The organism is Salipaludibacillus sp. CUR1, from assembly GCF_021028955.1.
Taxonomy (GTDB): Bacteria; Bacillota; Bacilli; order Bacillales; family Salisediminibacteriaceae; genus Salipaludibacillus.
Genome location: NZ_JAIWPE010000028.1, coordinates 1 through 22,439 on the forward strand (window position 1 = coordinate 1; position 22,439 = coordinate 22,439).

A 22,439-nucleotide genomic window follows, 5' to 3' on the forward strand; every position below is an offset into this window, starting at 1 on the left:
GGACCTAACCAGCCAGGAGATTATGGATCTATATAGACATCGCTGGAAGATCGAAACTTTTTTTAAATGGATCAAGCAGCACTTGAGTCTGGTAAAAATATGGAGCACGAAACCACAAGGAGTGTGGAACCAGATGTTCCTCTCTCTGACAGCTTATTGCTTAGCTCTGATCCTTAAATTAAAAACCGGAACAAATAAAACATTATGGGAGTTCCTTCTTCTTATGCGTGTGTATATGTACGACAGTTGGGACACCTTCACTGCAAAACTATTTCGAAAGAAATCAAAAACCTCAAAAGGAAGACAAAAGGTGCCGATTGAGAAGAAAAAGGATCCTCAGTTTCAGGGTAGTGTGGCGAAAGTTAAGGTTCAAAAAAGAAAGTAACTAAAAGTTTGGGTGAAAGCTAAATAGGAAAAAAAGGGAACAAGGTCGTTGTATGCCTCGTCCGCCTTTTTTTAAAATTAACCCAAAATATCATTTACATATATTACCATTAGTGTATTTATTTTACTTACGTGCAATCGTTATGGGTCTGTCCCCCCAGTTATTGGGTTTTATGCGGCCTGTCTGTCGGCTCGGGCCTGTCTTTTGAGCTGGGCCTGGAAAATGAGGCCGGCTGCCAGCATGGCAGCGAGCATCGCGGTGAGAGAGTAATAGATGGCGCCTTCTCCGACGACTTCAATCAGAATGCCGCCGACTACCGGGCCGGTCATACTGCCGACAGCAAAAAGTACGGCAGTCATCACATTGCCTGTAGGCAGAAGGTTTGCCGGAACCAGGTCTGCCAAATAGGCGATTCCGAGTGAGAAAAGAGAGCCGAGAAGCATACCGGCAATAACAAATAAAGTGAATAAGAGCCATGGAATATGTTCAACAAAAGACATACTGAAAAAGATGACAAGGCCTGTGGAAATGAGGCCAAGCAGGACTTTGTTCCGTCCTAATTTATCACTTAAAATACCTAAAGGCAGCTGCGTGATCAGGCTGCCAAATACAAAACCGGGAAGCAGTAAAACAGTCACAAACTGAATATCAATACCCATACGAAGGGCATATACCGGGTAATTGCCATGCAGGGAAGCCTCCATATACCCAAAGAAAAAACCGGGAAGAAGGGCAAACCAGGCGAGTTTTAAAACTTTCTTATAGCGGGTAAATGTATTAAGCTGTGAACCTGTTTCAAAATCACTGGCAGGCCACTCATTTTTAAGGAAAAGCATAAACACCCAGGCGATCACACTGGCAGCTGAGGCTATAATAAACGGCAGATACTCATTTATTTCCAGCAGTCTTGTCATCATGGGCCCCAGTCCAAAGCCCATTCCAAACGCGAGGCCATATAAAGACAGCTGCCGGCCGCGGTTTTTCCTCGAGCTTGTCGTACTTATCCACACCTGGGTGGAAAAATGAATTAAATTGTCTGCTATGCCTACTACCATTCTTAAGGCAAACCAGAACCAGAATGCCTGCCATAAAGGGAACAGCAATAAAGAAAAACAGACTAGAACCAGCCCCACTATAATAACGGGTTTATAGCCGTATTTTCTGACAGGCTTCTCAATAAATGGAGAGATTAATATAATTCCTATGTAGAGGGCAGCCGCGTTTAAGCCGTTGGCAGAAGAAGACACTCCGGAGCCTTCAAGCATAACAGCCAGAACAGGCAGCAGCATTCCTTGCGAAAAGCCTGCAATTAAAACCATGCCTACCAGTACCCAGTAACGGTAGACGGGATTGTTTTTCGTTTGTTCCGCAGATAATTGTGTGGTCATGAGCATGATCGCTCCCCGTACTAAAAAATATGAGTTGGATTTATATCCAAATTTAATTGTAATTGGTTTTTATAAATGTGCAAGGAAAATAAAACCCTATAACGTGACGTGAGTTTTATAAAAAAGTACAATAGTAAGAACGGGAAATAGAAAATGAAAGGATGTTTTGATGAAATTCACCTACACTGATGATGCATTTGAAACAGAATTTGAATACGGAAAGCTTGTCGTTTCAGGAAATGAGGAGAAAGGCTTTCGTCCTTTCCAGCTGATGGTCAGCTCAATCGCTGTCTGCAGCGGTTCAGTCCTTAGAAAGGTCCTTGAAAAACAGCGGATGAGCGTAAAAGATATCCAGGTGGAAGCTGACGTGAAACGGGACCCTGAGCGGGCTAACCGGCTGACACATATTATGCTCCATTATGTAATCCATGGAGAGAACCTGACGGAAAGTAAAGTGGAAAAGGCCGTCCACCTTGCCAGCAAAAACTGCCCAATGGCGCAAACTGTTGCGGATTCCGTCGAAATAACTGAAACCTTTGAAATAAAGTAATTGATCTAAAAGCAATATTTAAAACCGCAATAACTTACGATTGAGGAAGGGGCACCCTTCCTTTTTTCACACCATGAGAAGGAAACGGCTCAGGCAAAAGGGGGGATGCCGCCTTGAGTACCCGGCAGTATGATTTTACTGAAGGCAGTATTATGAAAAAGATGATCCTGTTCTCTTCTCCTATTTTTCTGACGAATATACTGCAGACGTCCTATCAGCTCATCGACTCTCTATGGGTAGGTAATCTCCTTGGAGCTAACGCCCTTGGTGCAATTGCAGTTTCGGGGACGGTCATTTTTACGATGTTATCGTTTATAATCGGCATAAACACGGCAGCTTTGACCATTTTATCCCAGCATAAAGGCGCAGCCGATGATGAAGGGCTTAAAAAATCGTTAAATGCCTTTGTAGTTATTTTAGGAACAATGACCGTGCTATTAGGTATAGCTGGTTTTTTTATATCCGGCTATATTCTCCAATGGATGGGGACGCCGGATGAGATGCTTCCGCTTGCTACATTATACTTACGTATTAATTTTATCGGGATTATTTTTTTATTTGGATATAATTTTATAGCGACTGTATTAAGGGCTTTGGGGGACAGTAAAACGCCAGTGCGTTTTGTTCTTTTGGCGGTCATTTTAAATACGGTGCTGGATCCTCTTTTTATTTCTGTGTTTAATTTAGGGATCGCAGGGGCTGCGTATGCTACGATTGTCTCCCAGGGCACCGCTTTTATATACGGGCTCATCTACTCTGTTTCTAAAGCAGGCGTGCCGTTTTCTGTCCCTTTTTTACCTTCTGTGGCCCAGCTTAAAAAGATTTTTAAACTGGGGCTGCCGTCTGGGCTCTCAATGATGGTGATTTCAGGCGGAGTGCTGGCTATTATGACGGTAGTCACAAACTTCGGGGAAGAAGTAGTGGCAGGGTTCGGTGCGGCCCAGCGTCTGGAAAGTTTAATTATGCTCCCTGCGTTGACTCTCGGTTCAGCGATTAACAGTATGGCCGGACAAAATATTGGAGCAGGGAAATGGGAAAGAGTCGGAGAAATTTCTAAAAATGGACTGATCCTTATTGGGATTGTGTCGTTAACGATCAGCGCGATTGTATTTCTAAGTGCTGAACATGCTATAGCTATGTTCGTACAGGAACCTGAAACTGTCGCGTTCGGCACAACGTATATTCAGACGGTAGCTTTTTTCTATACTTTTTTAGGCATTAATTTTGTTTTAAATGGTGTCGTGAGAGCAGCTGGAGCCATGTTTCAGGTATTTGTACTGAATGTCTTATCATTCTGGGTTCTCCGGTTCCCCCTGACGTATTTAGGTGCGTTATGGCTCGGAGAAAGAGGCATAGGTGCAGGGATGGCGGCTTCATTGTTTATTAGCAGCTTACTGGCTGTCGGTTATTATAAATTCGGCAAGTGGAGAGAAATTCAAGTGCTGGATAAGTAAAGGGGTCAGACCCCCCATTAAATTCCAATTATTTTTCCTGGTTAATGGACTGAAAAACGCACAAACAAACGAATTATATGCTGATATGTCGAAATTCAGCTGAATTAGTATAGCATAAATGGTACATTTAAAATAAGATAAGGGTATGGAATAATGCCTGTTCGTGCAGGTGTTTAGATTTGTCTGAACATTAAATGTTTACGGGAGGAATAAAGCATGATGATTGAAGAACATATGATAAATAAGACATATTTCAGGACTATTGTGGATGAAGAGCATCAGCAGTCCCCTGTTAAAGCTTTAGGTCATGCTTTTTATGAAGAACAGATGGACGAAACGACTGATCTGTCGTCTGTCAGATTTGCTCAAGGGGAAGTTTATTACCATCACCGGGATATGGAATCAGCGGTCTATAAATGGGGCCTCGTAAAAAATGAACTGGCGCCGTGGGCGAAAAAGAATATCGGGGATGCCTACTACGAGTTAGGCTGGCTCAATGAAGCCGAGAATACTTATACTTCTATTCAGACAGAAAGCACGGTTCTTTCAATAGAGGTTTCTTTACAGCTTTTAGCTTTGTACGCTGATAAAAATAATAAAGACAAAGTTCACCAGTATATTAAGAAAGCACTCGCGGTTGATCCGGATTATCCTAATGTAACTGAGATTGCAAGGACTTTCTATGAAGAAGAGCAGGATTGGGGAAAAGCTGTGGAGCTGGCTGTAAAGGAAGCTGTCCGGACAGAATCATCTCACTGGTTTACTGTTCTGACTACTTATGCTAATAAAGGATATACAAAAGATTTTACACCGGAATACTTTACCCAGGTTCTTCTGCCTCTTTCCAGACTGGACCAGAATATATTCTCAAACTTGACGAAATCCTTATGGGAAAGCTACAAGCATACCTCATCAAATCTTGCGTGGCTTGCGACCATAAATGATCTGCTGCGCCAGGTTGAGGTGTCGGAAGAAGAGGACTGGAGTGATTTATCCCGGCTGCACTATGACAGCTACCTCGCTTTGATGGACGGAGATTATTTAATTAATGATCTGAAACCCGTCGTTCCTTCCTTACTGGTTAACTGGATGAAAATTTCAAAGGCTGCCGGGCCTCTGTACGCATCTAGTGCTGTTCTGGCCTGGAACGAACTCTTTCCGGATACGTTTAACCGGAATACGCTTGAGGACGCAGAACGTCTTCTGGTCAGCGAGTACCCTTCAGCACAAAATGTGGAAGAACTTACTGCCTTACTGCAGACAGTCCTTCAATGGACAGAAGGAAATGACATAATAATCGGAAACAAAAACAAATGGCTGCTTTCACAAATGTGGAATCTGAACAAGAAGCATTTGTGTATTACGGGTAAATCACAAAAAGAAAATACAGCTGTTTTAAACAAACTTTTAGGTGAAGAGCTCTTTAAAGGGGAATCTTTGACCGTGTATATGAATCATGGAGCGGAACAGCCTGAAATGATGGAGATCACGGAAATGGGCTCAACGCTGGTGGAGGATATCGCTCATTTACCGCCGGACGCCCTGGTGGAGTTAAACTGGCCTTCCCATCTGCTGAACCAGATGGATAGTTCGATTATTACCGCACCTTATCGTAAAGAACCTGAAAACGGAAATGCTTTTGATTTTACTTTAACTTCAGACGGCGTTTTATATGTGGTGGACGGCTCAAGGCCGGTCACTGACCAGGAATATAAGGCATTAAGTGAGTTTTCGAACCGGCAGCCAGGCATACCTGTCCACTTTATTATAAGTGAATCAGAAGGAACAGATACTGACAGTGAAGATATAAAAAACAGTCTGGCCAACCTGTTCCCTTCATCACAAGTCTTAATAGTAAAACCATTTATGAATGGCAAGAATGTAGCAGATTTTATCCGCAATCATTATTTAATGAATATGACTATTAATGATAACAGGAAAGTGACAAAGCTTCTTCATGTTATCCGCACTCTGCTTGCCCATTTGAAAAACCAGAGGGAAACAAAAGAAAGTGTTTATAAAGAAACAGTGGCTTTCCATAAAGAAGCCCGTACGAAATACACTCACTATAAGAAAAACGTAGAAAAAGCAGAGATGGACAGAAGTGAGGGATTTAAGAAATCCTACCATGACCTTAAAGAAAAAATGAAAAGAAAAGTGCAGGAAGATATTCCGCCCCTTCTTCAGGATACTGCGGATGAAATTGAGGAAGACAGCGACTTCAGAAATATTCAGGATGAGTTAAATACGTTAATGAATAACAAAATCAATGACTATTTAAATCATACGATGATACCTGAATTTCAGTCCTTGCTAAACACCTGGATTCAGAAATCCCGTGAAGATATTTCTAAAACGCAAGCTTACCTGGATGAAGTAAATGAGACTTTTAACAATATGTATGGCGAAAAACGAGTGGCTTTGGCCTGCGATTTCCAGCTGCTCACAGACTGGAAAAGAGACCTGAACAGGATGCTTAACAGAATTGACGTGGAAGATATAAATATAATGAACCGAATGAAACCATCCCAGTTTTTATTAAAAAGTGCGGGTAAACTGTTCGGGAACTTTCAGCAGAACAAGCAAATGCTCTACAACCAGTACCGGAAAGCCATTGAAAATGACAGCTTTGAGGAAATAACTGATACGGTTATAGAAAAAGTATTTTTTGAATTTGATCTCTTTGAAAAGTCGTTGAAATCGGATATGAAAATGTGTTTTGAGGAGCCTATTCAGCAATTGGATAATGGAATAAGCCAGTCTGAAGAACAGATAAACAAAGCTGAAGAAGAATTGCAGCTGATGAGGGATAATCCCGCTGCCTTTTATGATCCAATAAAATTGTTTGAAACCAGACTTTTGCAATGCGAAATGATGGCGCTGGTGCCTCAAAACCAATAAATTTCAATCCCCGTTCAATAACGGGGATATTTTTTTGTTTTTTTAGATAAACTAACCACCAAGACTAACGTTAGAAGGAGGTATCACCTTCGTGAAAAAAACTTTAATATCCGTAATTATTCTTTTCGTCTGTGTAACAGGAATGCTTTCAGGGACTTTATCTGTTTTTGCAGCAGAAGAGGACGGTGCTGAAACGTCTGACATTCCCCAGTCTGTAATGAGTATAGCTAAGGAAAACACTTACCCTAATCCTGCACAGGATTTGCCGAGGCTTCAGCCCAGCACGTTAACTGAACAGCTCTTTGAATCAACAGAAGTTACCATTGAAAACCCGGAATTAATTAAGATGTTGAATGAGTCAACGATTAAAGGGTCTAAGCTGGCTTTAGGGATGAATGTTTCCATCTATCTTGGCCAATGGCCACTTTCCTACGAGTCAGATGATACCGTATTAAACTGGGATTACGAAAAAATTAATACGAATATGGTAGATAACAGAGGCGGTCAGGATCAGAAAAAGATTCAATACAGCCAGCAGCAGCAAAAACGGATTAAGGGCGGGCTCACTGCAGAAATAAAGGACAGCGAAATGGTGAAAAACATGATGAGATTAAAAGCTGAAGAAAAAACAAAGATGCCATTAAGTTTTTCCACTATTATCGGATTTGGCACTCAGACAGAAAGAGTATATAACGTAGCTCCCCGTACCATGGGGTATCTGGATACTTATGCATCAGCTGTGAACGAAAAAGGTAAAGTGACCTATGGTGAAGTATATTTGAAGATAAAAGGAGATAAACCTTCTTTGGAAATAAAAAATGTGACCCAGCAGGGGATAGGAGCATGGATTCCTATTCAGGATTACGTTAACTTACGGCTGGAATCAGCTAAAGCCCCCCGTTCATAAGGCTCCCGGAAGAAGGAGTTTAAAAGCAATACATTGCGCTTTCAGCAGCAGTGTATTGCTTTTTATAATTAATTTACTAATATAGTTCTTTGAAAATGGAATAAATGGAAGGATACGGGAGTTACTTAGCACATTTTCTTTAAACTTAAATCTTAATGTCAATAAATGTAACAAAAGGGTTGACTTTTAAAATTTGGGGAAAATTCTAAAAATTCTTTGTGAACTCAACTGTATTTTGATATAATTATGGCAAGTTTTTCTAAAGATTGGATAGGAAAGGAAAGGGGGCCAAAATGAAAGTTTATACGTCCATAGATATGGAGGGGATAACAGGGCTAGTCGACTTAACGTTTGTTCACCCAGGCGAACGCAACTATTACCGTGGACAACAATTAATGACGGCTGAAGCTAACACGGTCATTTCGGCTGCTTTTCAGTCAGGCTGTAAAGAAATAATAGTAAACGACAGCCATTCTAAAATGACTAATTTATTAATTGAAGAGTTACATAAAGAGGCTAAGCTTATTTCAGGAGATGTCAAACCTTACTCAATGGTGCAGGGTCTCGACCACAGTTTTGATGGCGCCATGTTTCTAGGCTACCATGCACGTGCCTCTCAAAAGGGGGTCATGAGCCACACGATGACCTCGGGAGTGAAAAGAATGTTTATTAACGGAAAAGAAGTCGGCGAGCTGGGGCTTAATGCGTATGTTGCAGGATTCTACAGTGTGCCTGTCCTCTTAGTCTCCGGTGACGATGCCACAGCCTCAGAAGCAGAAGAGCTGATACCCGGTGTCACAACTGCTGTCGTCAAAGAACAACAATCCAGATCGGCGGCATTATGTTTTACACCAGCAAAAACAGCTGAATTACTGACGGACAAAACAATAGAAGCGATACATAACCGGGCAAAAATAAAGCCGTTGGAACCTCCGGAAAATCCTGTTTTAACCATTGAATTTACGAATTACGGGGAAGCAGAATGGGCGAACTTAATGCCCGGCACCACTTTAGAGGAAGGGACGACATCTGTCTCTTTTAAAGCAAAAGATATTCTGGAGGCCTATCAGGCGATGCTGGTAATGACAGAATTAGCTGTCAGAACATCGTTTTCTTAAGGAAGGAGAGACGGTTTTTGCTGAAATACATACTTAAACGTTTTGCGTGGATGGTTCTTACGGTGTGGATTATTATTACACTGACATTCTTCCTGATGCACGCTATTCCTGGTGATCCTCTGGACGTGGCAGATGTGGGAAGCTCTGATGCGGCAAGTGCCAATCTGGCAGCCTATTATAATCTCGACCAGCCATTAGCTATGCAATATGTGACTTATTTGAAAAATGTAGTAACCTTTGATTTTGGTCCTTCGATGACTTCCAGATCCCGGACTGTCAATGACATGATAGAAAGCGGTTTTCCCGCTTCGCTTCAGTTAGGGCTGGCCACCTTATTTTTCTCAGTTATTTCGGGGGTGGTGTTAGGCGTATTTGCAGCGTTAAAGCATAACAAAATGATAGATTATTTAACTATGATTCTCGCAGTGATAGGTATTTCAATCCCTAACTTTATTCAGTCCATGCTGTTTATCAATTACATAGCCGTTAATGTGGAATTCTTTCCTATTGCAAGGTGGGGGACATACAGGCATGTCATTCTTCCGGCTATTGCACTAGCTTCCGGACCGATGGCGATAATTGCCAGACTGACACGGTCCAATATGCTGGAAGTACTTACCCAGGATTATATAAAAACCGCTAAAGCAAAGGGCCTGTCAACAATGAAAATCGTTGTAAAACATGCTCTAAGGAATGCTCTGCTTCCAGTTGTAACGATTATGGGAGCTTTAACAGCTGCCGTGTTGACAGGAAGTTTTGTGGTCGAACGGATTTTTTCCATTCCGGGCATCGGCCAGTATTTTGTAAACAGCATCAGTAACAGGGATTATCCTATGATTATGGCGACTACCGTTATTTACAGTACGATCCTGGTCGTTATGATGTTTATTGTGGATATTTTATACGGGTTAATAGATCCGAGAATCAAACTGCACTCAAAGGAGGACTAACATGCCGGCAACTCAGGAACGGGCGACTAAATCCCCTGTGGATGACAGTTTGTTTGCCCCTTTAAATAATAAGTCAGCTGAGCATGATGCCATTGTCCGCCCGAGTGTCGGATTCTGGAAAGATGCTTGGCAGCGGCTGTTGAAAAATAAATTAGCTGTGTCAGGTTTAATTATAATTGTTTTTTTAACAATTATGGCGATTATAGGGCCGATGTTAACGCCTTATACATACTCTGAACAGACTTTGAGCAACCAGAACGCCGGACCTTCGGCTGAACATTGGTTCGGAACAGATAACTTAGGAAGAGATATGTTCACCAGAACCTGGTACGGAGCAAGAATTTCTTTATTTATCGGTTTTGCAGCGGCCCTTATAGAGTTTGTTATCGGGGTGATTTACGGCGGAATCTCCGGCTATAAAGGCGGACGTGTCGATAATATCCTTATGAGAATTGTGGATGTATTATACGGTCTGCCTTACTTACTCGTTGTCATCCTGCTGATGGTCATTATGGGGCCGGGCTTGTTCACAATCATTGTCGCTTTAACACTTACCGGATGGATAGGGATGGCAAGGATTGTGCGCGGACAGGTGCTTCAGCTTAAAACGAATGAATATGTGCTGGCTTCAAAGGTGCTGGGCGCAAGTACGTCGCGGATCATCAAAAAACATCTCCTGCCCAATACAATGGGACCTGTCATTGTTTCTATGACATTAACTGTTCCGGGGGCCATTTTTGCGGAAGCTTTTTTAAGCTTTTTAGGCTTAGGTGTCTCTGCCCCGGTCGCAAGCTGGGGATCGATGGCTAACGACGCTTTAGGCGTGTTGAACACCGGCTACTGGTGGCGGTTATTTTTCCCGGCCTTCTTTATCTCGCTGACTATGCTGGCTTTTAATGTATTTGGAGACGGGTTAAGAGATGCCCTCGACCCGAAGATGAGGAGGTAGATCATGTCAGAGACATTGCTGGAAATAAATGATTTGGCAGTTTCGTTTTCTACACAGGGAGGAGAAGTCCAGGCTGTGCGCGGGGTCAGTTTTGCGGTGGCCCCGGGAGAGACCGTCGCTATAGTAGGGGAATCAGGCTGCGGCAAAAGTGTCACAGCCCAAAGTATTATGAGACTGATTCCTGAGCCGCCCGGACGGATAAAACATGGAAGCATCCATCTGAACGGGAAAGATTTAGCGGGTTTATCAGATAAACAGATGAGATCAGTAAGAGGTAAACAAATTGGCATGATTTTTCAGGATCCAATGACGAGCCTTAATCCGACTTTAACAGTAGGAGACCAGCTTACTGAAGGTATTTTAACTCATGAAAATATCAGTAAATCCGAGGCTGAAAAAAAAGCTGTCGAGCTGTTGAATTTAGTAGGAATAGCCAATCCTCAAGAACGGCTGAAACTATATCCTCACCAGTTCAGCGGGGGAATGAGGCAGAGGATCATGATTGCAATGGCGCTTATGTGCAAACCGTCGCTGTTAATAGCGGATGAACCGACAACAGCTCTGGATGTAACGATACAAGCCCAGATCATTGATCTGTTTAAAGAAATCCAGAAAAAAACAGGTGTAGCAATTATTATAATTACCCATGACTTAGGGGTAGTTGCACAGATAGCTGACAGGATCAATGTGATGTATGCAGGCGAGATCGTAGAATCCGGAACCGTAAAAGAGATTTTTTACGAGCCGCAGCATCCCTATACAAGAGGGCTGCTGACCTCGGTTCCCCGGCTGGACGGCGACCGTTCGCAGCCGCTCATCCCTATAGCGGGAACACCTCCGGATTTATTTTCTCCGCCTGAAGGATGTGCTTTTACCAGCAGGTGCAAGTACGCCATGGAAGTCTGCCGGGCGTATGATCCGGCTGTTACCCATTTAAGCGACCGGCATTTTACGAAATGCTGGCTTCAGGATGAAAGGGCGGAAAAGCCTTTTTAAAAAGATAAGAAAGTATAGATTTTGTAGATTTCATCACTCCAGGCGGACGCTTTCCCCCCTAAACGGGGACAAGCGTGGGGCTTGTCTTCAACTAATTCTGACTTAGCGATGCAGCGTCAGAATGGATTTTCAGACTGCTCTGATCCCATCGGAGTCGCCGCCTTGCGTTCTTCAATCTAAGTTAAATCGCTATCATCTTTATTTAACAGGGAGCTGATTCTATTAAGGGGGGTGAGCTCGAGCTCGTACGGCCGTCATTTAATACTTAATACTAATTTACAAGGGGGAAACATAGTGAAAAAGCTGAATACGAAACTATTATTTACGGGAGCGCTTGCCGCCTCTATGCTTGCAGCTGGCTGTGGAGGCAATGAAAATGCCTCAGGAAACAACGAGGGAAACGATGCTGAGACCGGAAACAACCAGGAAGCTTCCAGTGACGGAGATAAAATTCTTATTTTCAACAATAGCGAGGAGCCGACTTCTCTGGATCCGCCTATCGGGAATGACGAGTATTCCTACAGCATATTAAACAATGTGATGGAAGGTTTGACGCGTTTAGAAAAAGACGAGCCGGTTCCTGAACCGGCGATGGCTGAAGAGTGGGACGTCTCGGATGATGGTTTGGTATACACTTTTTATCTTCGTGATGATGCTTACTGGAGTAATGGGGAGCCGGTTACAGCCGAAGACTTTGAGTACTCCTTTAAGCGTCTGGCTGATCCCGAAACCGCCTCACCTGCCGCCCACCATGCCTACTGGATTGCCGGCGCTGAAGCATTTAACGAAGGCGAAGGCTCTGAAGACGATATGATGGTAGAAGCTTTGGATGAAAAAACGTTGGAAGTGACACTTGAAAACCCGGTAGACTTCTTTGAATCGATCGTGGCTATGCCACAGCTTTTCCCAGTGCATAAAGAAACAGTTGAAGAGAACGAAGACTGGGCAAACAGCCCGGATACATTTGTGGGCAACGGACCTTTTGTCGTCAGCGAATGGGAAAATGATGAATACTTATTCGTTACGAAAAATGAAGATTACTGGGATGCTGATACAGTAAACCTTGATGGGATTGAATACGTCATGGTTGAAGATTCCAATACAGCTTACCAGCTTTATCAAAATGATGAAGTGCATATAACAGATATTCCATCCGAGATGGCCGGAGAGTTAATTGACGGACCTGAAACGGCGGTTTATCCACGCTCAGGTATTGAGTTCCAGCGGTTTAACGTAGAGGAAGAGCCGTTTCATAACAGAAATATCAGAGCAGCGTTCGCAAAAGCGATAAACGCACAGGAAATTGTTGACTATATTACTCAGGAAAACCAGCCGGTTATGACAGGATATATCTTTGATGACTTCGCTCACCCTGCTGGCGGAACTTATCGTGAACATGCGGGCGACCTGCACGAATTCGATCCTGATGAAGCCCAGCAGCTTCTTGAACAGGGAATGGAAGAAGAAGGTTATGATACCCTCCCTGAAGTCACGTTAAGTTACAATACGGACGATACCCACCATACGGTGGCGCAGGCTGTACAGGAAATGCTTCAGCAGAACTTAGGTGTAGAAGTCACATTGGAAAATCAGGAATGGGCAGTTTTTCTTGACGCGCAGAGAGATCTGGAACTTCAATATTCCCGGTCATCTTTCCTTGGCGGGTATAACGACCCGATGAATTACCTTGATAACTTTACGACCGGCAATCCTATGAACAGGACTGGATGGTCTAATGAAGAGTACGATCAGCTTGTCTCCGAAGCTTTGTCTGAGCCAGATCCTGAAACGCGGTTCGAACTGATGGCGGAAGCTGAACGAGTATTTGTGGAAGATTATGCGATTGTTCCGCTTTATTACTACAACAGCACATTCCTCGAAAAACCAGAAGTGACAGACGTGGTGAGACACCCGGTAGGTTTTGTCGAGTTTAAATGGGCAGACCTGGAATAAATGCAACACGGTCACCCCAGTATCAGCCGGTACTGGGGTGACATTCCTTTAAGTTGTTAAGATGGGAAGTGATGGAATGAACGAGCTCATTAAGCCGAAAAAACTAAAAGAAGGCTCTGTCATAGGAGTCGCCTCTCCGGCAGGTATACCTGATAAGGAGAAGGCATTAAAAGCAGGGAAAAGGCTGGAAAATATGGGATTTACTATTCGATTTGGAGATGCTCTTGACCGCAGTTACGGATATTTAGCAGGCACGGATAAAGAACGGGCAGCTGAGATTAATGATTTGTTTCAGGATAAAACGGTCGACGCTGTTTTTTGCGCCTGCGGCGGATATGGCTCGCCCCGCATTGCTCCATTGCTGGATTACGAATTGATACGGGCTCATCCGAAAGTTTTTTGGGGATATAGCGATGTGACCTATTTGCATACCGCCATTCGTCAGGAGGCTGGACTTTTAACTTTTCACGGGCCGATGCTCAGTTCAGACCTGGGTCATGACGAAGCCTTGCCCCCGTTAACTGAAGAGCATTTACGTTTTTTAAAGCACCCTGGAAAGCTGGCGTATACGGAAGCAGCAGGACGGCTCGAGGCGCTCGTGGAAGGAGTGGCTGAAGGCTGGCTTGTTGGAGGGAACCTGACACTCCTTGTAAACTCACTTGGGACGCCTTATGAAATAGATACAAAAGGTGGATTACTTTTTATTGAAGAAACAGAGGAAGAGCCCTATCAGATTGACCGGATGCTTAACCAGTTGAAACTGGCTGGGAAATTTAAAGATGCCGGTGGGATCTTGCTTTGTGATTTCAATGACTGCAGGCCAAAAAAAAGAAAACCGTCTTTTTCATTAAAAGAGCTGTTCGAACATCACATCGTTCCAGCAGGAAAACCAGTGTTATCAGGTTTTAAAGCAGGGCACTGCACGCCTAATTTTCTATTTCCCGCAGGGGCAAAAAGCCGCATGAATACATATGCTAAAACAGTTATGATTGAAAACCCTTTCTCTTAAACTTATAAAACTTGATAAAGGCAGAAGGTGGAAAACATGAAACCTATTATTGGAGTAACGTCTTCATATACCGATGAACGCACTCTCCAGACGTCGTACGATAATATTAAGTCTGTCACGCGTGCCGGCGGCATTCCGGTTGTCCTTCCTAATTTGACTGACCCTGAAGAAATTAATGAGCTGGCAGAGTCATTGGACGGGGTGCTGGTGACAGGAGGGGGAGATATTGACCCTACGTTGTTCGGGGAGGAACCGCACCCTGAACTTGGGCTGATTCATCCGGACAGGGATACATTTGAAACAGCTTTACTAAAACGCTGTCTGGATAGTAACAAACCTGTACTGGCTGTGTGCAGAGGATGCCAGATATTAAATATTGCTGCCGGGGGAGATATGTATCAGGATATTTACAGCCAGACAGACCGGGAGCTGCTTCAGCATACACAGCGGGCTCCGCGCTCTCACGCCTCTCATTTCGTGGAAGTCGAACAGGACAGTCTTTTATATATGATTACCAAACGCAGGAAATTTAAAGTCAACAGTTTTCACCACCAGGCTTTAAGGAAAATGGCGGATAGTTTTCGCATAACTGCCATGTCAAGCGACCGTGTCATTGAAGCGTTTGAGAGCACTGGTCACTCGTTTGTGATAGGCGTTCAATGGCACCCGGAATGTATGACAGAAAAAGGTGATCTTCCTTCTGTTCAATTATTCTCAGCTTTTGTGGAAGCAAGTAAACAATCAGAAAAGTGAGTGGAAGAAAGTAGTGAAAATGGTGGAGGTAATAAAGCATGCCAAATAAATTAGTTGAGGTTAAAAATTTAAAGAAACATTTTACCGTAGGCAGGGGAAAAGTACTTAAAGCAGTAAACGATATTTCTTTTGATGTGTACGAAGGTGAAACGTTAGGCCTTGTGGGGGAATCCGGATGCGGAAAATCCACCACAGGCCGGACAATTATCCGGCTGTACGAGGCGACAGAGGGAGAAGTGTTTTTCAACGGCGAAAATGTACATAAAATAAGTGGAAAAAAAATAAAAGATTTTAACCGGAAAATGCAGATGATCTTTCAGGATCCTTACGCCTCTTTAAACCCCCGGATGAAAGTGGAAGATATCATCGCTGAAGGGATGGATATACACGGAATTTACAAAGGGGGAAAGCGCAGGGAAAGAGTGTTTGAGCTTCTTGAAACAGTTGGCCTGAATAAAGAACATGCCACAAGATTTCCGCATGAATTCAGCGGAGGACAAAGACAGCGTATTGGCATTGCCAGAGCCCTTGCGGTGGATCCCGAATTTATCATTGCGGACGAGCCTATTTCGGCACTGGACGTTTCTATTCAGGCACAAGTTGTTAATCTGCTTAAAGAGCTGCAGAAGGAACATGGGTTGACCTACTTGTTCATTGCTCATGATTTATCCATGGTCAAACATATAAGCGACAGGATCGGGGTCATGTACCTTGGAGCGATGATGGAGCTTGCCGACAGTGAAGATTTGTATGCTGAACCGCTTCATCCTTATACAAAAGCGTTGCTTTCTTCCATTCCGCTGCCAGATCCTGATATCGAAGAATCGAGAGAGAGGATCATTTTGACAGGAGACGTACCGAGCCCTATTTCCCCGCCAAGCGGGTGCCCTTTCAGAACAAGGTGCCCGGAAGCCATGGACACGTGTGCCGTTAAAAACCCGGAATGGCTGGAAGCGAGGCCTAACCATTTTGTAGCCTGTCACCTGTATGATCCGAATTTGCATAAAGAATGAGTCAGGGGAGTGATGTAAATGGTAATTGAAGAAATTGAAACGAAACGGATCGCCGTTCCGCTGAAAAAACCGTTCAAAACAGCTTTACGCACGCTGGAAACAGCTGAAGCAATCGTTGTGACTGTCCGTTGCGACAATGGTCTCACTGGCTTTGGTGAGGCGCCTCCTACTGTAGTTATTACAGGAGAAAGTATGGAAAGTATTGAATCGGCAATTCATTATGTCTTTCGACCGGCTCTTACCGGTATGAACGTCTTAAATTTTGAATCTGTTTTCAATACGCTTCACAGAGCTACAGTCGGCAACACGAGTGCGAAAGCAGCTGTAGACATGGCTGTATATGACCTGCTGGCTAAAAAAATGGACGTTCCCCTTTATCAGTATCTCGGAGGCTACCGGAAGGAGATCGAAACAGATTACACAGTGAGTGTCAATTCGTCTGAGGAAATGGGGGAAGACGCCGTTCAGTATGTAAATGACGGGTTCACAGTGTTAAAAGTTAAGGTAGGAAAAGATGACATTGAAAAAGATGTAGAAAGAATCTGTGAGATCCGCCGGCGCGTCGGAAGTGATATAAAAATCCGGCTTGATGCCAACCAGGGATGGAATGCCAAGGAAGCTGTCCGCTCCATTAGAAAAATGGAAGATATGAACCTGAACATAGAATTAATTGAGCAGCCTGTCAGAGCTTCCAATCTGGAAGGACTTAAAACAGTAACTGACAATACAGGAACACCGATCATGGCTGATGAAAGTGTCTTTTCGCCAGCAGACGCTCTTGAAGTAATCAACAGGCGCTGTGCTGACCTGATAAACATAAAACTTATGAAAACGGGCGGAATTTATAAAGCAGAGCTGATTAACCGGCTTGCAGAAATGGCAGGTATGGAGTGTATGACCGGAAGTATGATTGAAACGCGGCTTGGTATATCTGCGGCGGCGCATTTTGCGGCCAGCAAAAAGAATATTACCCGATTTGATTTTGATGCGCCCCTGATGCTTAAAGAAGACATTATAAAGGGCGGAATGACCTATGAGAAAAATAGAATTATTCTTCAAAGTGAACCAGGTCTTGGAATAACAGGAGCAGGGGTATGTGAGGAGGTGTTTGAATGACCACACACTATATTGTCCGGGTACCGGTGGCTACCGTCTGGACGTCACCTGAAAAGCCGAGAAACATAGATCAAAAAGCGCTGAGCTATCCGGTTGATCTGTCCGGATGGCTGGAAGGCATGACGACAGACGAACGGAGGCAGCTGACCGATGATAACATCGTACAGACCCAGGCCCTATACGGACAGACAGTGACCTTAATTGAGGAAAAAAATGAGTGGCTACATGTGTATATAAACGAGCAGCCAAGCTCCAAACTGGAGAAGGGATATCCAGGCTGGCTGCCGAAAAAGCAGGCAGTACCCTATGAGAATTCGGGTATGCCGGAGGGGCACAGCCCTTTTGCGGTTGTTACTGCTCCTTCCGCCTGGCTTTATAAGGGAGAAGAAAAGTATTTAGAAATCAGTTACCAGACAAGGCTTCCTGTAAAGGAAGATAAGGGGGAATCCGGCGGAAAGGTGACAGTTTTTACTCCGGATGGCATGTTGCTTCTTAATAAAAAGGATGTGGAGGTTTATAGCAGCATGAAAGGGTTTCCTCATCCTTCAGGCGAAGACCTCGTTAGAAGCGGAGAAAAATTCCAAGGCCTTCCATATTTATGGGGCGGGATGAGCGGCTTTGGATTTGACTGTTCAGGATTTGTGTATACTCTTCACCGTGCCTGGGGGATTACGATTCCAAGAGATGCCTCAGATCAGGAAAAGAGCGGAACACCAGTGGAACGGAAAGATTTGCAGCCGGGCGATCTCGTTTACTTTGCAAAAGATGAAGGGAAAGGCAACGTTTATCACGTCGGCATGTATTACGGGGGCGGTAAAATGATTCATGCGCCGAGTGCCGGAAAAGCTATAGAAGCAGTTCCAATTGAAGAAACGAAATACAATATAAACTATCATTCCGCCAGGCGGTTCTGGTAGTTCTGGTAGTAAAAAGCCCTTGAAAGATGAAACTTTCAAGGGCTTTGTGTACTTTCCTGGTAAATTAGATTAACTCGCCATTTACATCTACTTTTGCTGACCGCTTTTTAAAGTCGGCCCCTTTATAGTAGGCATCTTTTACAAGGAGGTTAGGACCGAGGCACTCAGCTGCAGGACAGTGACAGTCAACTTTTTTAGCAAGGTCTGTCTGTTGCCATTTTTCAAACGCTTCTGTCAGGGACTGGTCATGCACGGTTCCGAGAGAGCCGGCATCGGTGAAGTCAGTTACATGAATACTTCCATCAAAAATATTGACGTTTAACCTTGACCTGCCGTCAGGATCATTTCTCACGGATACATTTTCAGTGCTGTAAAGACGGGAGAGCAATTCCACATCTTTTTGGTTATCATTGCAAGGATAAAAGGGCAACGTTCCGAACAGCATCCACATGTCTTTATTTCGGTGATCCAGCAGCCTGTGAATCCCTTCCCTGATTTCGTCTAAACTTGCAACAGACAGGTTTGAAGCAAAATTACTCGGATACATAGGATGCACTTCGTGGCGTTGGCAACCCATTTCCACAATTTGGTCATGGATCTTTTCCAGATGGGGCAAGGTTCGTTTGTTAAGCATTGTTTCTGCTGAAATAATGACACCTTCTCTGGAGAGAATTTTGCTGTTTTCTATCATCGTATTAAAATAAGCCTGGCGCTGTTTTTCATTCGGTTTTCGATCCATAACGGCAAAGCCTATTTCCGTGAAATCATCTATACTGCCGTAATTATGGGAGATGTGTAAAACATCAAGATAAGGCACAATCAACTTATATCTATCCAGCGGCATAGTGAGATTAGAGTTTATCTGAGTTCTAGCCCCACGTTCATAAGCGTATTTCAGGAGAGGGACGACATACTCTTTTACTGACTTCATAGACAGCATCGGCTCTCCGCCTGTAATGCTTAACGCTCTCAGACGGGGGATTTCATCGAGTTTATCAATAAACATCTGGAGAGGAAGAGGGTCAGGGTCTTTTGTCTGCAAGGAATAACCGACTGCACAGTGTTCACACCTCATATTACATAAATTAGTTGTCGTAAATTCAATATTTGTTAACTGGGGTTTCCCATATTCTTTTATATCAAGGTAAGCCTCCCATGGGTCATATGAAGGCCTGATTTTTTCTTTTGAAAGATTCATTGTGTTAAACACTCCTTTTAGCGGGTTCGCAAAAAAACCAGCCGGTTAATAATATTACATCACTTCACGGAAAATAGGAACAGGTGAGACAAAAAACGGACAGGGACTGGCGATTGACCTTAATATTGAATCTGTTACAATATGTTCTGGACATTATATTAAATTATAAAAGAACCAGAGAGAGGAGTACCGACATGGCAGATGTGGAACCTGGCAAACAGACGAAATTAGATGCCCTCCATCAGCGGATGGAAAATCTCGTGGAGATATTAGATTCACTCGATCCTGAAAAAACAGGAATTGAAGACATCGACCGGATTATAGCAATGCTTGATGACCTTGAAAAACAATGTCAGCAATACCGGCAGCAAGGTGAATAATATACAAAAAATGGGGGGTCTGTCCCCCCATTTTTTTACATTCTACTAAAATACATAATTTTTTATATTTTTATTTTGTGGCTCGAAATATAAGCAGGACAGGGGCTTTTGATATTTTAAGATAGTTAAAAAATTCAGAATCATTGAAAATGCTTAATTAAAGGGTAATAAACTGTTATAATCCAATAGGATAATATTCTCAAAATATGAAAGGGGTAGAAAAAATGAAAGCTATTTCAAAGGTCCTTATCTTCGGAGCTCTTTCGCTTGCTCTGGCAGCTTGTGGCGATAATGAAGATAACGGAAATAATAATTTAAATGGAAACAACACTAATAATGAGAACAATACCGTGGAAGAAAACAACAACAATGAGGTTAATAACAACGAAGAAGATAACAACATGAATGCTGTAAACAATAATGAAGAAAGTATGGAAGACAATGCTTCTGTTGAGGAAGACGGAGATGCTGAAACCGCCGAACTTCCTGTCACTGTCGACCAGGATGCTGATGAAAACGAGCTTGTTTATGAAATGGATGGAGAAGAGTACAGCCGCACAGCGGAAGTGTATGAAACAGATTTCGGTAAAGAAGTTAAGATTTTAGAAGGTATGGAAGCAGACTACGAAGAGCTTGGCAACCAGATCAAAGCTGATTTCACAGTCGAAGATGAAAGCCATGAGATGTACGGACTGACTTTCACAGTTCATGAAGCCTTCAGCTATGACGGGGATACGATCATGGTACAGGATGTTGATGTTGACCGTGCGATGACGCTCGAATCCTCAGTTACAGAAAATGCGGGCCACGTGGAAAACTTTAATGCCTATAAAATTGAAGATGATGAGGCAACTCCTTTTCACTTCTATTTTGAAGTTGAAGGTGATGCCAGCAAGCCTGGACAATGGTCCGAAGCTGTCAGCGGAAACGATTATAAACAGTATAATTTCTATGAAGTGGTAGAAGAAGGGCGTTATATTGTCACTATTCAGTTCCCGGCAGAGGTGGACGAAGAGTTTGAAGCGACCGCTTTAGCAATGGCTCTTTCTTACGGGCCGGAAGGAACAACTGCTGATCTGTCTGATGAAGAAGTGGAAGAAGAAGAGGCAGAAGGCGAAGGCAACGAATAATATATTAAACTGTAAGAGTGTTTCCCCAGCGGAAACACTCTTTTAAAATGGATATAACCGGGAGCATCTCTACTTTCCATGAAGTTAACAAAGCTCGTTCAACTTAAAGCTGTATTTCATATATGGGCAGCCGCTTTCCAGGAGCAATACTTCAGCTAGCCGACGCTTCAATTCATCAATTAAATATAAGGCTCTGTTAAAGTACAATGACCTCACAGTGCAGGATAAAGATACCTCACTCTGAGAAGAGCGGGAGGCGGCGACGCCTGAAGGATTAAGCGCAGTCCGAAAATCCATACTGGCGACGGTTAAGGAGCCAGTATTAGTTGAGGGCAAGCCCTTAGGCAAGCGTCCGCCGGTAAGCGATTCGCATAAATTAACATCAAACTTTAACATAGCAAAATTTAAAAAGAAAGCAAGCCGCCACGAAGACTTTAACCTTCATAGATAATGGGGTCAGGCCCCCCAGTTTTTGTAAACGTCCTTAATCTTGAAATTTATATAATTAAGTCAGATAATATTAAGTGTGTATAAATGTTGTTGGTTGAAGGTAAGAGGAGGAAATAAAACTTATGGTTACAGTGTATTTTATCCGGCACGGTCAGTCGGAAGCTAATCTTCAGGGGATCATTCAGGGGCATGCAGAGTTTCCGCTGTCTGAATTAGGCGAAAAACAGGCCTCTCTTGCAGGAGAATGGATGTCCAGCGTCCATCTGGATGCTATTTATACTAGTGATTTGCAAAGAGCACGGGTGACAGCGGAGGCCATTGCTAAGCATCATCCGTTAACTCCCCAGCCGTGGGAAATGATCAGGGAAGTAGGTCTGGGGCCGCTTGAGGGGAAAACCCGAAAGCAGATGTATGAAGAATTTCCTGAATTAAAGGCAGATGCACTTCTTACTTCCGGGATTAAAGGGACAGAGACTGTCGATAAGATTACCCTTCGATGCGGGTATGTGATAGAACAGCTTAACGCAGCCTATGAAAATAAAACGGTGGCTGTCGTGTCTCATGGAGGATTTATCAGTATTATGCTTATGTACCTTATTGCCGGGGAAAACTGGCATTCACTTCAAAGACCATTTGTGATAGGAAATACCGGTATCACTAAAGTAGTGCTTGATAAAGATAGCCCGCCTCAGCTTCATTTTACTAACCGGACCGATCATCTCGAAAAAGAAGGGAATTCTAAATCATCTACGGTCCTCTATTAAACAGTGGTAGCCAGTAAGCTCTGCCTGAGATGCAGGGCTTTTTATTACGTCTTTTTAAACCACAGGCTCTGCCTGTGTGAAAATTAACCTTTAAGGGTGGTAACAGAAAAAACTCCTCTCGTTATAATAGAAGATGGCCGCCAAACCAACTTCTAATA

At 43.4% G+C, this 22,439-nt stretch carries 20 protein-coding genes; 18 read left to right on the forward strand and 2 right to left on the reverse strand.

What is annotated here, in order from left to right; all coding sequences use genetic code 11:
• The coding region (locus K8O68_RS06530) for a transposase (RefSeq protein ID WP_230896123.1) at positions 1–385 on the forward strand (385 nt) is incomplete at its 5' end.
• Between the two features lie 170 nt (positions 386–555).
• Here K8O68_RS06530 and K8O68_RS06535 read toward each other — a convergent pair.
• Complete coding sequence (locus K8O68_RS06535) at positions 556–1,773, reverse strand: MFS transporter (RefSeq protein ID WP_230896124.1); 1,218 nt, start codon at positions 1,771–1,773, stop codon at positions 556–558.
• Positions 1,774–1,942: 169 nt separating this feature from the next.
• On the opposite strand from K8O68_RS06535, the gene K8O68_RS06540 reads away from it, so the two are divergent.
• From K8O68_RS06540 to K8O68_RS06605, 14 genes are all read left to right on the forward strand, one after another.
• Positions 1,943–2,323 (forward strand): OsmC family protein, encoded by a 381-nt coding sequence (locus tag K8O68_RS06540; protein ID WP_230896125.1) that lies wholly within the window; start codon positions 1,943–1,945, stop codon positions 2,321–2,323.
• 152 nt (positions 2,324–2,475) lie between these two features.
• Positions 2,476–3,777: an MATE family efflux transporter gene (locus K8O68_RS06545; protein ID WP_230896140.1), complete on the forward strand. Its 1,302-nt coding sequence runs from the start codon at positions 2,476–2,478 to the stop codon at positions 3,775–3,777.
• 216 nt (positions 3,778–3,993) lie between these two features.
• Positions 3,994–6,678 carry a tetratricopeptide repeat protein gene (locus K8O68_RS06550; protein WP_230896126.1) on the forward strand — a complete coding sequence of 895 codons (2,685 nt, stop codon included), beginning with the start codon at positions 3,994–3,996 and terminating at the stop codon, positions 6,676–6,678.
• A 91-nt stretch (positions 6,679–6,769) separates the two neighbouring features.
• Positions 6,770–7,585 carry a YfkD famly protein gene (locus K8O68_RS06555; protein WP_370640495.1) on the forward strand — a complete coding sequence of 272 codons (816 nt, stop codon included), beginning with the start codon at positions 6,770–6,772 and terminating at the stop codon, positions 7,583–7,585.
• A gap of 293 nt (positions 7,586–7,878) precedes the next feature.
• On the forward strand, positions 7,879–8,703 hold the full coding sequence (locus tag K8O68_RS06560; protein ID WP_230896127.1) for a M55 family metallopeptidase: 825 nt from the start codon (positions 7,879–7,881) through the stop codon (positions 8,701–8,703).
• Between the two features lie 17 nt (positions 8,704–8,720).
• Entirely contained in the window at positions 8,721–9,653 is a 933-nt protein-coding gene (locus K8O68_RS06565) for an ABC transporter permease (protein ID WP_230896128.1), read from the forward strand.
• 1 nt (position 9,654) lies between these two features.
• A complete protein-coding gene (locus tag K8O68_RS06570) occupies positions 9,655–10,602 on the forward strand; it encodes an ABC transporter permease (protein ID WP_230896129.1) in 948 nt (315 codons plus the stop codon).
• Between the two features lie 3 nt (positions 10,603–10,605).
• Positions 10,606–11,598: an ABC transporter ATP-binding protein gene (locus K8O68_RS06575; protein WP_230896130.1), complete on the forward strand. Its 993-nt coding sequence runs from the start codon at positions 10,606–10,608 to the stop codon at positions 11,596–11,598.
• A gap of 294 nt (positions 11,599–11,892) precedes the next feature.
• A complete protein-coding gene (locus K8O68_RS06580) occupies positions 11,893–13,551 on the forward strand; it encodes a peptide ABC transporter substrate-binding protein (RefSeq protein WP_230896131.1) in 1,659 nt (552 codons plus the stop codon).
• Between the two features lie 76 nt (positions 13,552–13,627).
• A complete protein-coding gene (locus K8O68_RS06585) occupies positions 13,628–14,560 on the forward strand; it encodes a S66 peptidase family protein (protein ID WP_230896132.1) in 933 nt (310 codons plus the stop codon).
• Between the two features lie 36 nt (positions 14,561–14,596).
• Positions 14,597–15,313 (forward strand): gamma-glutamyl-gamma-aminobutyrate hydrolase family protein, encoded by a 717-nt coding sequence (locus tag K8O68_RS06590; RefSeq protein WP_230896133.1) that lies wholly within the window; start codon positions 14,597–14,599, stop codon positions 15,311–15,313.
• A gap of 38 nt (positions 15,314–15,351) precedes the next feature.
• Positions 15,352–16,326 carry an ABC transporter ATP-binding protein gene (locus tag K8O68_RS06595; protein WP_230896134.1) on the forward strand — a complete coding sequence of 325 codons (975 nt, stop codon included), beginning with the start codon at positions 15,352–15,354 and terminating at the stop codon, positions 16,324–16,326.
• 18 nt (positions 16,327–16,344) lie between these two features.
• The gene (locus tag K8O68_RS06600) at positions 16,345–17,442 is read left to right on the forward strand and encodes a dipeptide epimerase (RefSeq protein ID WP_230896135.1); all 1,098 of its coding nucleotides are present in this window, start codon (positions 16,345–16,347) and stop codon (positions 17,440–17,442) included.
• Positions 17,439–18,359: a C40 family peptidase gene (locus K8O68_RS06605; protein ID WP_230896136.1), complete on the forward strand. Its 921-nt coding sequence runs from the start codon at positions 17,439–17,441 to the stop codon at positions 18,357–18,359. The genes K8O68_RS06600 and K8O68_RS06605 overlap by 4 nt, the downstream gene beginning before the upstream one ends.
• Before the next feature lie 64 nt (positions 18,360–18,423).
• Here K8O68_RS06605 and yfkAB read toward each other — a convergent pair whose 3' ends face one another.
• Complete coding sequence (yfkAB, locus tag K8O68_RS06610) at positions 18,424–19,557, reverse strand: radical SAM/CxCxxxxC motif protein YfkAB (RefSeq protein WP_230896137.1); 1,134 nt, start codon at positions 19,555–19,557, stop codon at positions 18,424–18,426.
• Positions 19,558–19,751: 194 nt separating this feature from the next.
• Here yfkAB and K8O68_RS06615 point away from each other — a divergent pair, with 194 nt between their 5' ends.
• The 3 genes from K8O68_RS06615 to K8O68_RS06625 all read left to right on the forward strand — a co-directional run bounded on the left by K8O68_RS06615 (position 19,752) and on the right by K8O68_RS06625 (position 22,281).
• Positions 19,752–19,937, forward strand: a complete 186-nt coding sequence (locus K8O68_RS06615) for an SE1561 family protein (RefSeq protein WP_093049212.1) — start codon at positions 19,752–19,754, stop codon at positions 19,935–19,937.
• A 224-nt stretch (positions 19,938–20,161) separates the two neighbouring features.
• Entirely contained in the window at positions 20,162–21,067 is a 906-nt protein-coding gene (locus K8O68_RS06620; RefSeq protein ID WP_230896138.1) for a hypothetical protein, read from the forward strand.
• Between the two features lie 572 nt (positions 21,068–21,639).
• Positions 21,640–22,281, forward strand: a complete 642-nt coding sequence (locus tag K8O68_RS06625) for a histidine phosphatase family protein (protein ID WP_230896139.1) — start codon at positions 21,640–21,642, stop codon at positions 22,279–22,281.
• Positions 22,282–22,439 lie beyond the last annotated feature (158 nt).

What these genes read in the sequence shown, in the direction of transcription:
- K8O68_RS06540 (WP_230896125.1), top strand. Translation starts at nt 1,943, where the DNA reads ATGAAATTCACCTACACTGATGATGCATTTGAAACAGAATTTGAATAC.
- K8O68_RS06615 (WP_093049212.1), top strand. Translation starts at nt 19,752, where the DNA reads ATGGCAGATGTGGAACCTGGCAAACAGACGAAATTAGATGCCCTCCAT.
- K8O68_RS06605 (WP_230896136.1), top strand. Translation starts at nt 17,439, where the DNA reads ATGACCACACACTATATTGTCCGGGTACCGGTGGCTACCGTCTGGACG.
- K8O68_RS06535 (WP_230896124.1), bottom strand. Translation starts at nt 1,773, where the DNA reads ATGACCACACAATTATCTGCGGAACAAACGAAAAACAATCCCGTCTAC.
- K8O68_RS06585 (WP_230896132.1), top strand. Translation starts at nt 13,628, where the DNA reads ATGAACGAGCTCATTAAGCCGAAAAAACTAAAAGAAGGCTCTGTCATA.
- K8O68_RS06625 (WP_230896139.1), top strand. Translation starts at nt 21,640, where the DNA reads ATGGTTACAGTGTATTTTATCCGGCACGGTCAGTCGGAAGCTAATCTT.
- K8O68_RS06590 (WP_230896133.1), top strand. Translation starts at nt 14,597, where the DNA reads ATGAAACCTATTATTGGAGTAACGTCTTCATATACCGATGAACGCACT.
- K8O68_RS06600 (WP_230896135.1), top strand. Translation starts at nt 16,345, where the DNA reads ATGGTAATTGAAGAAATTGAAACGAAACGGATCGCCGTTCCGCTGAAA.
- K8O68_RS06570 (WP_230896129.1), top strand. Translation starts at nt 9,655, where the DNA reads ATGCCGGCAACTCAGGAACGGGCGACTAAATCCCCTGTGGATGACAGT.
- K8O68_RS06595 (WP_230896134.1), top strand. Translation starts at nt 15,352, where the DNA reads ATGCCAAATAAATTAGTTGAGGTTAAAAATTTAAAGAAACATTTTACC.
- K8O68_RS06620 (WP_230896138.1), top strand. Translation starts at nt 20,162, where the DNA reads ATGAAAGCTATTTCAAAGGTCCTTATCTTCGGAGCTCTTTCGCTTGCT.
- yfkAB (WP_230896137.1), bottom strand. Translation starts at nt 19,557, where the DNA reads ATGAATCTTTCAAAAGAAAAAATCAGGCCTTCATATGACCCATGGGAG.
- K8O68_RS06575 (WP_230896130.1), top strand. Translation starts at nt 10,606, where the DNA reads ATGTCAGAGACATTGCTGGAAATAAATGATTTGGCAGTTTCGTTTTCT.
- K8O68_RS06560 (WP_230896127.1), top strand. Translation starts at nt 7,879, where the DNA reads ATGAAAGTTTATACGTCCATAGATATGGAGGGGATAACAGGGCTAGTC.
- K8O68_RS06545 (WP_230896140.1), top strand. Translation starts at nt 2,476, where the DNA reads ATGAAAAAGATGATCCTGTTCTCTTCTCCTATTTTTCTGACGAATATA.
- K8O68_RS06550 (WP_230896126.1), top strand. Translation starts at nt 3,994, where the DNA reads ATGATGATTGAAGAACATATGATAAATAAGACATATTTCAGGACTATT.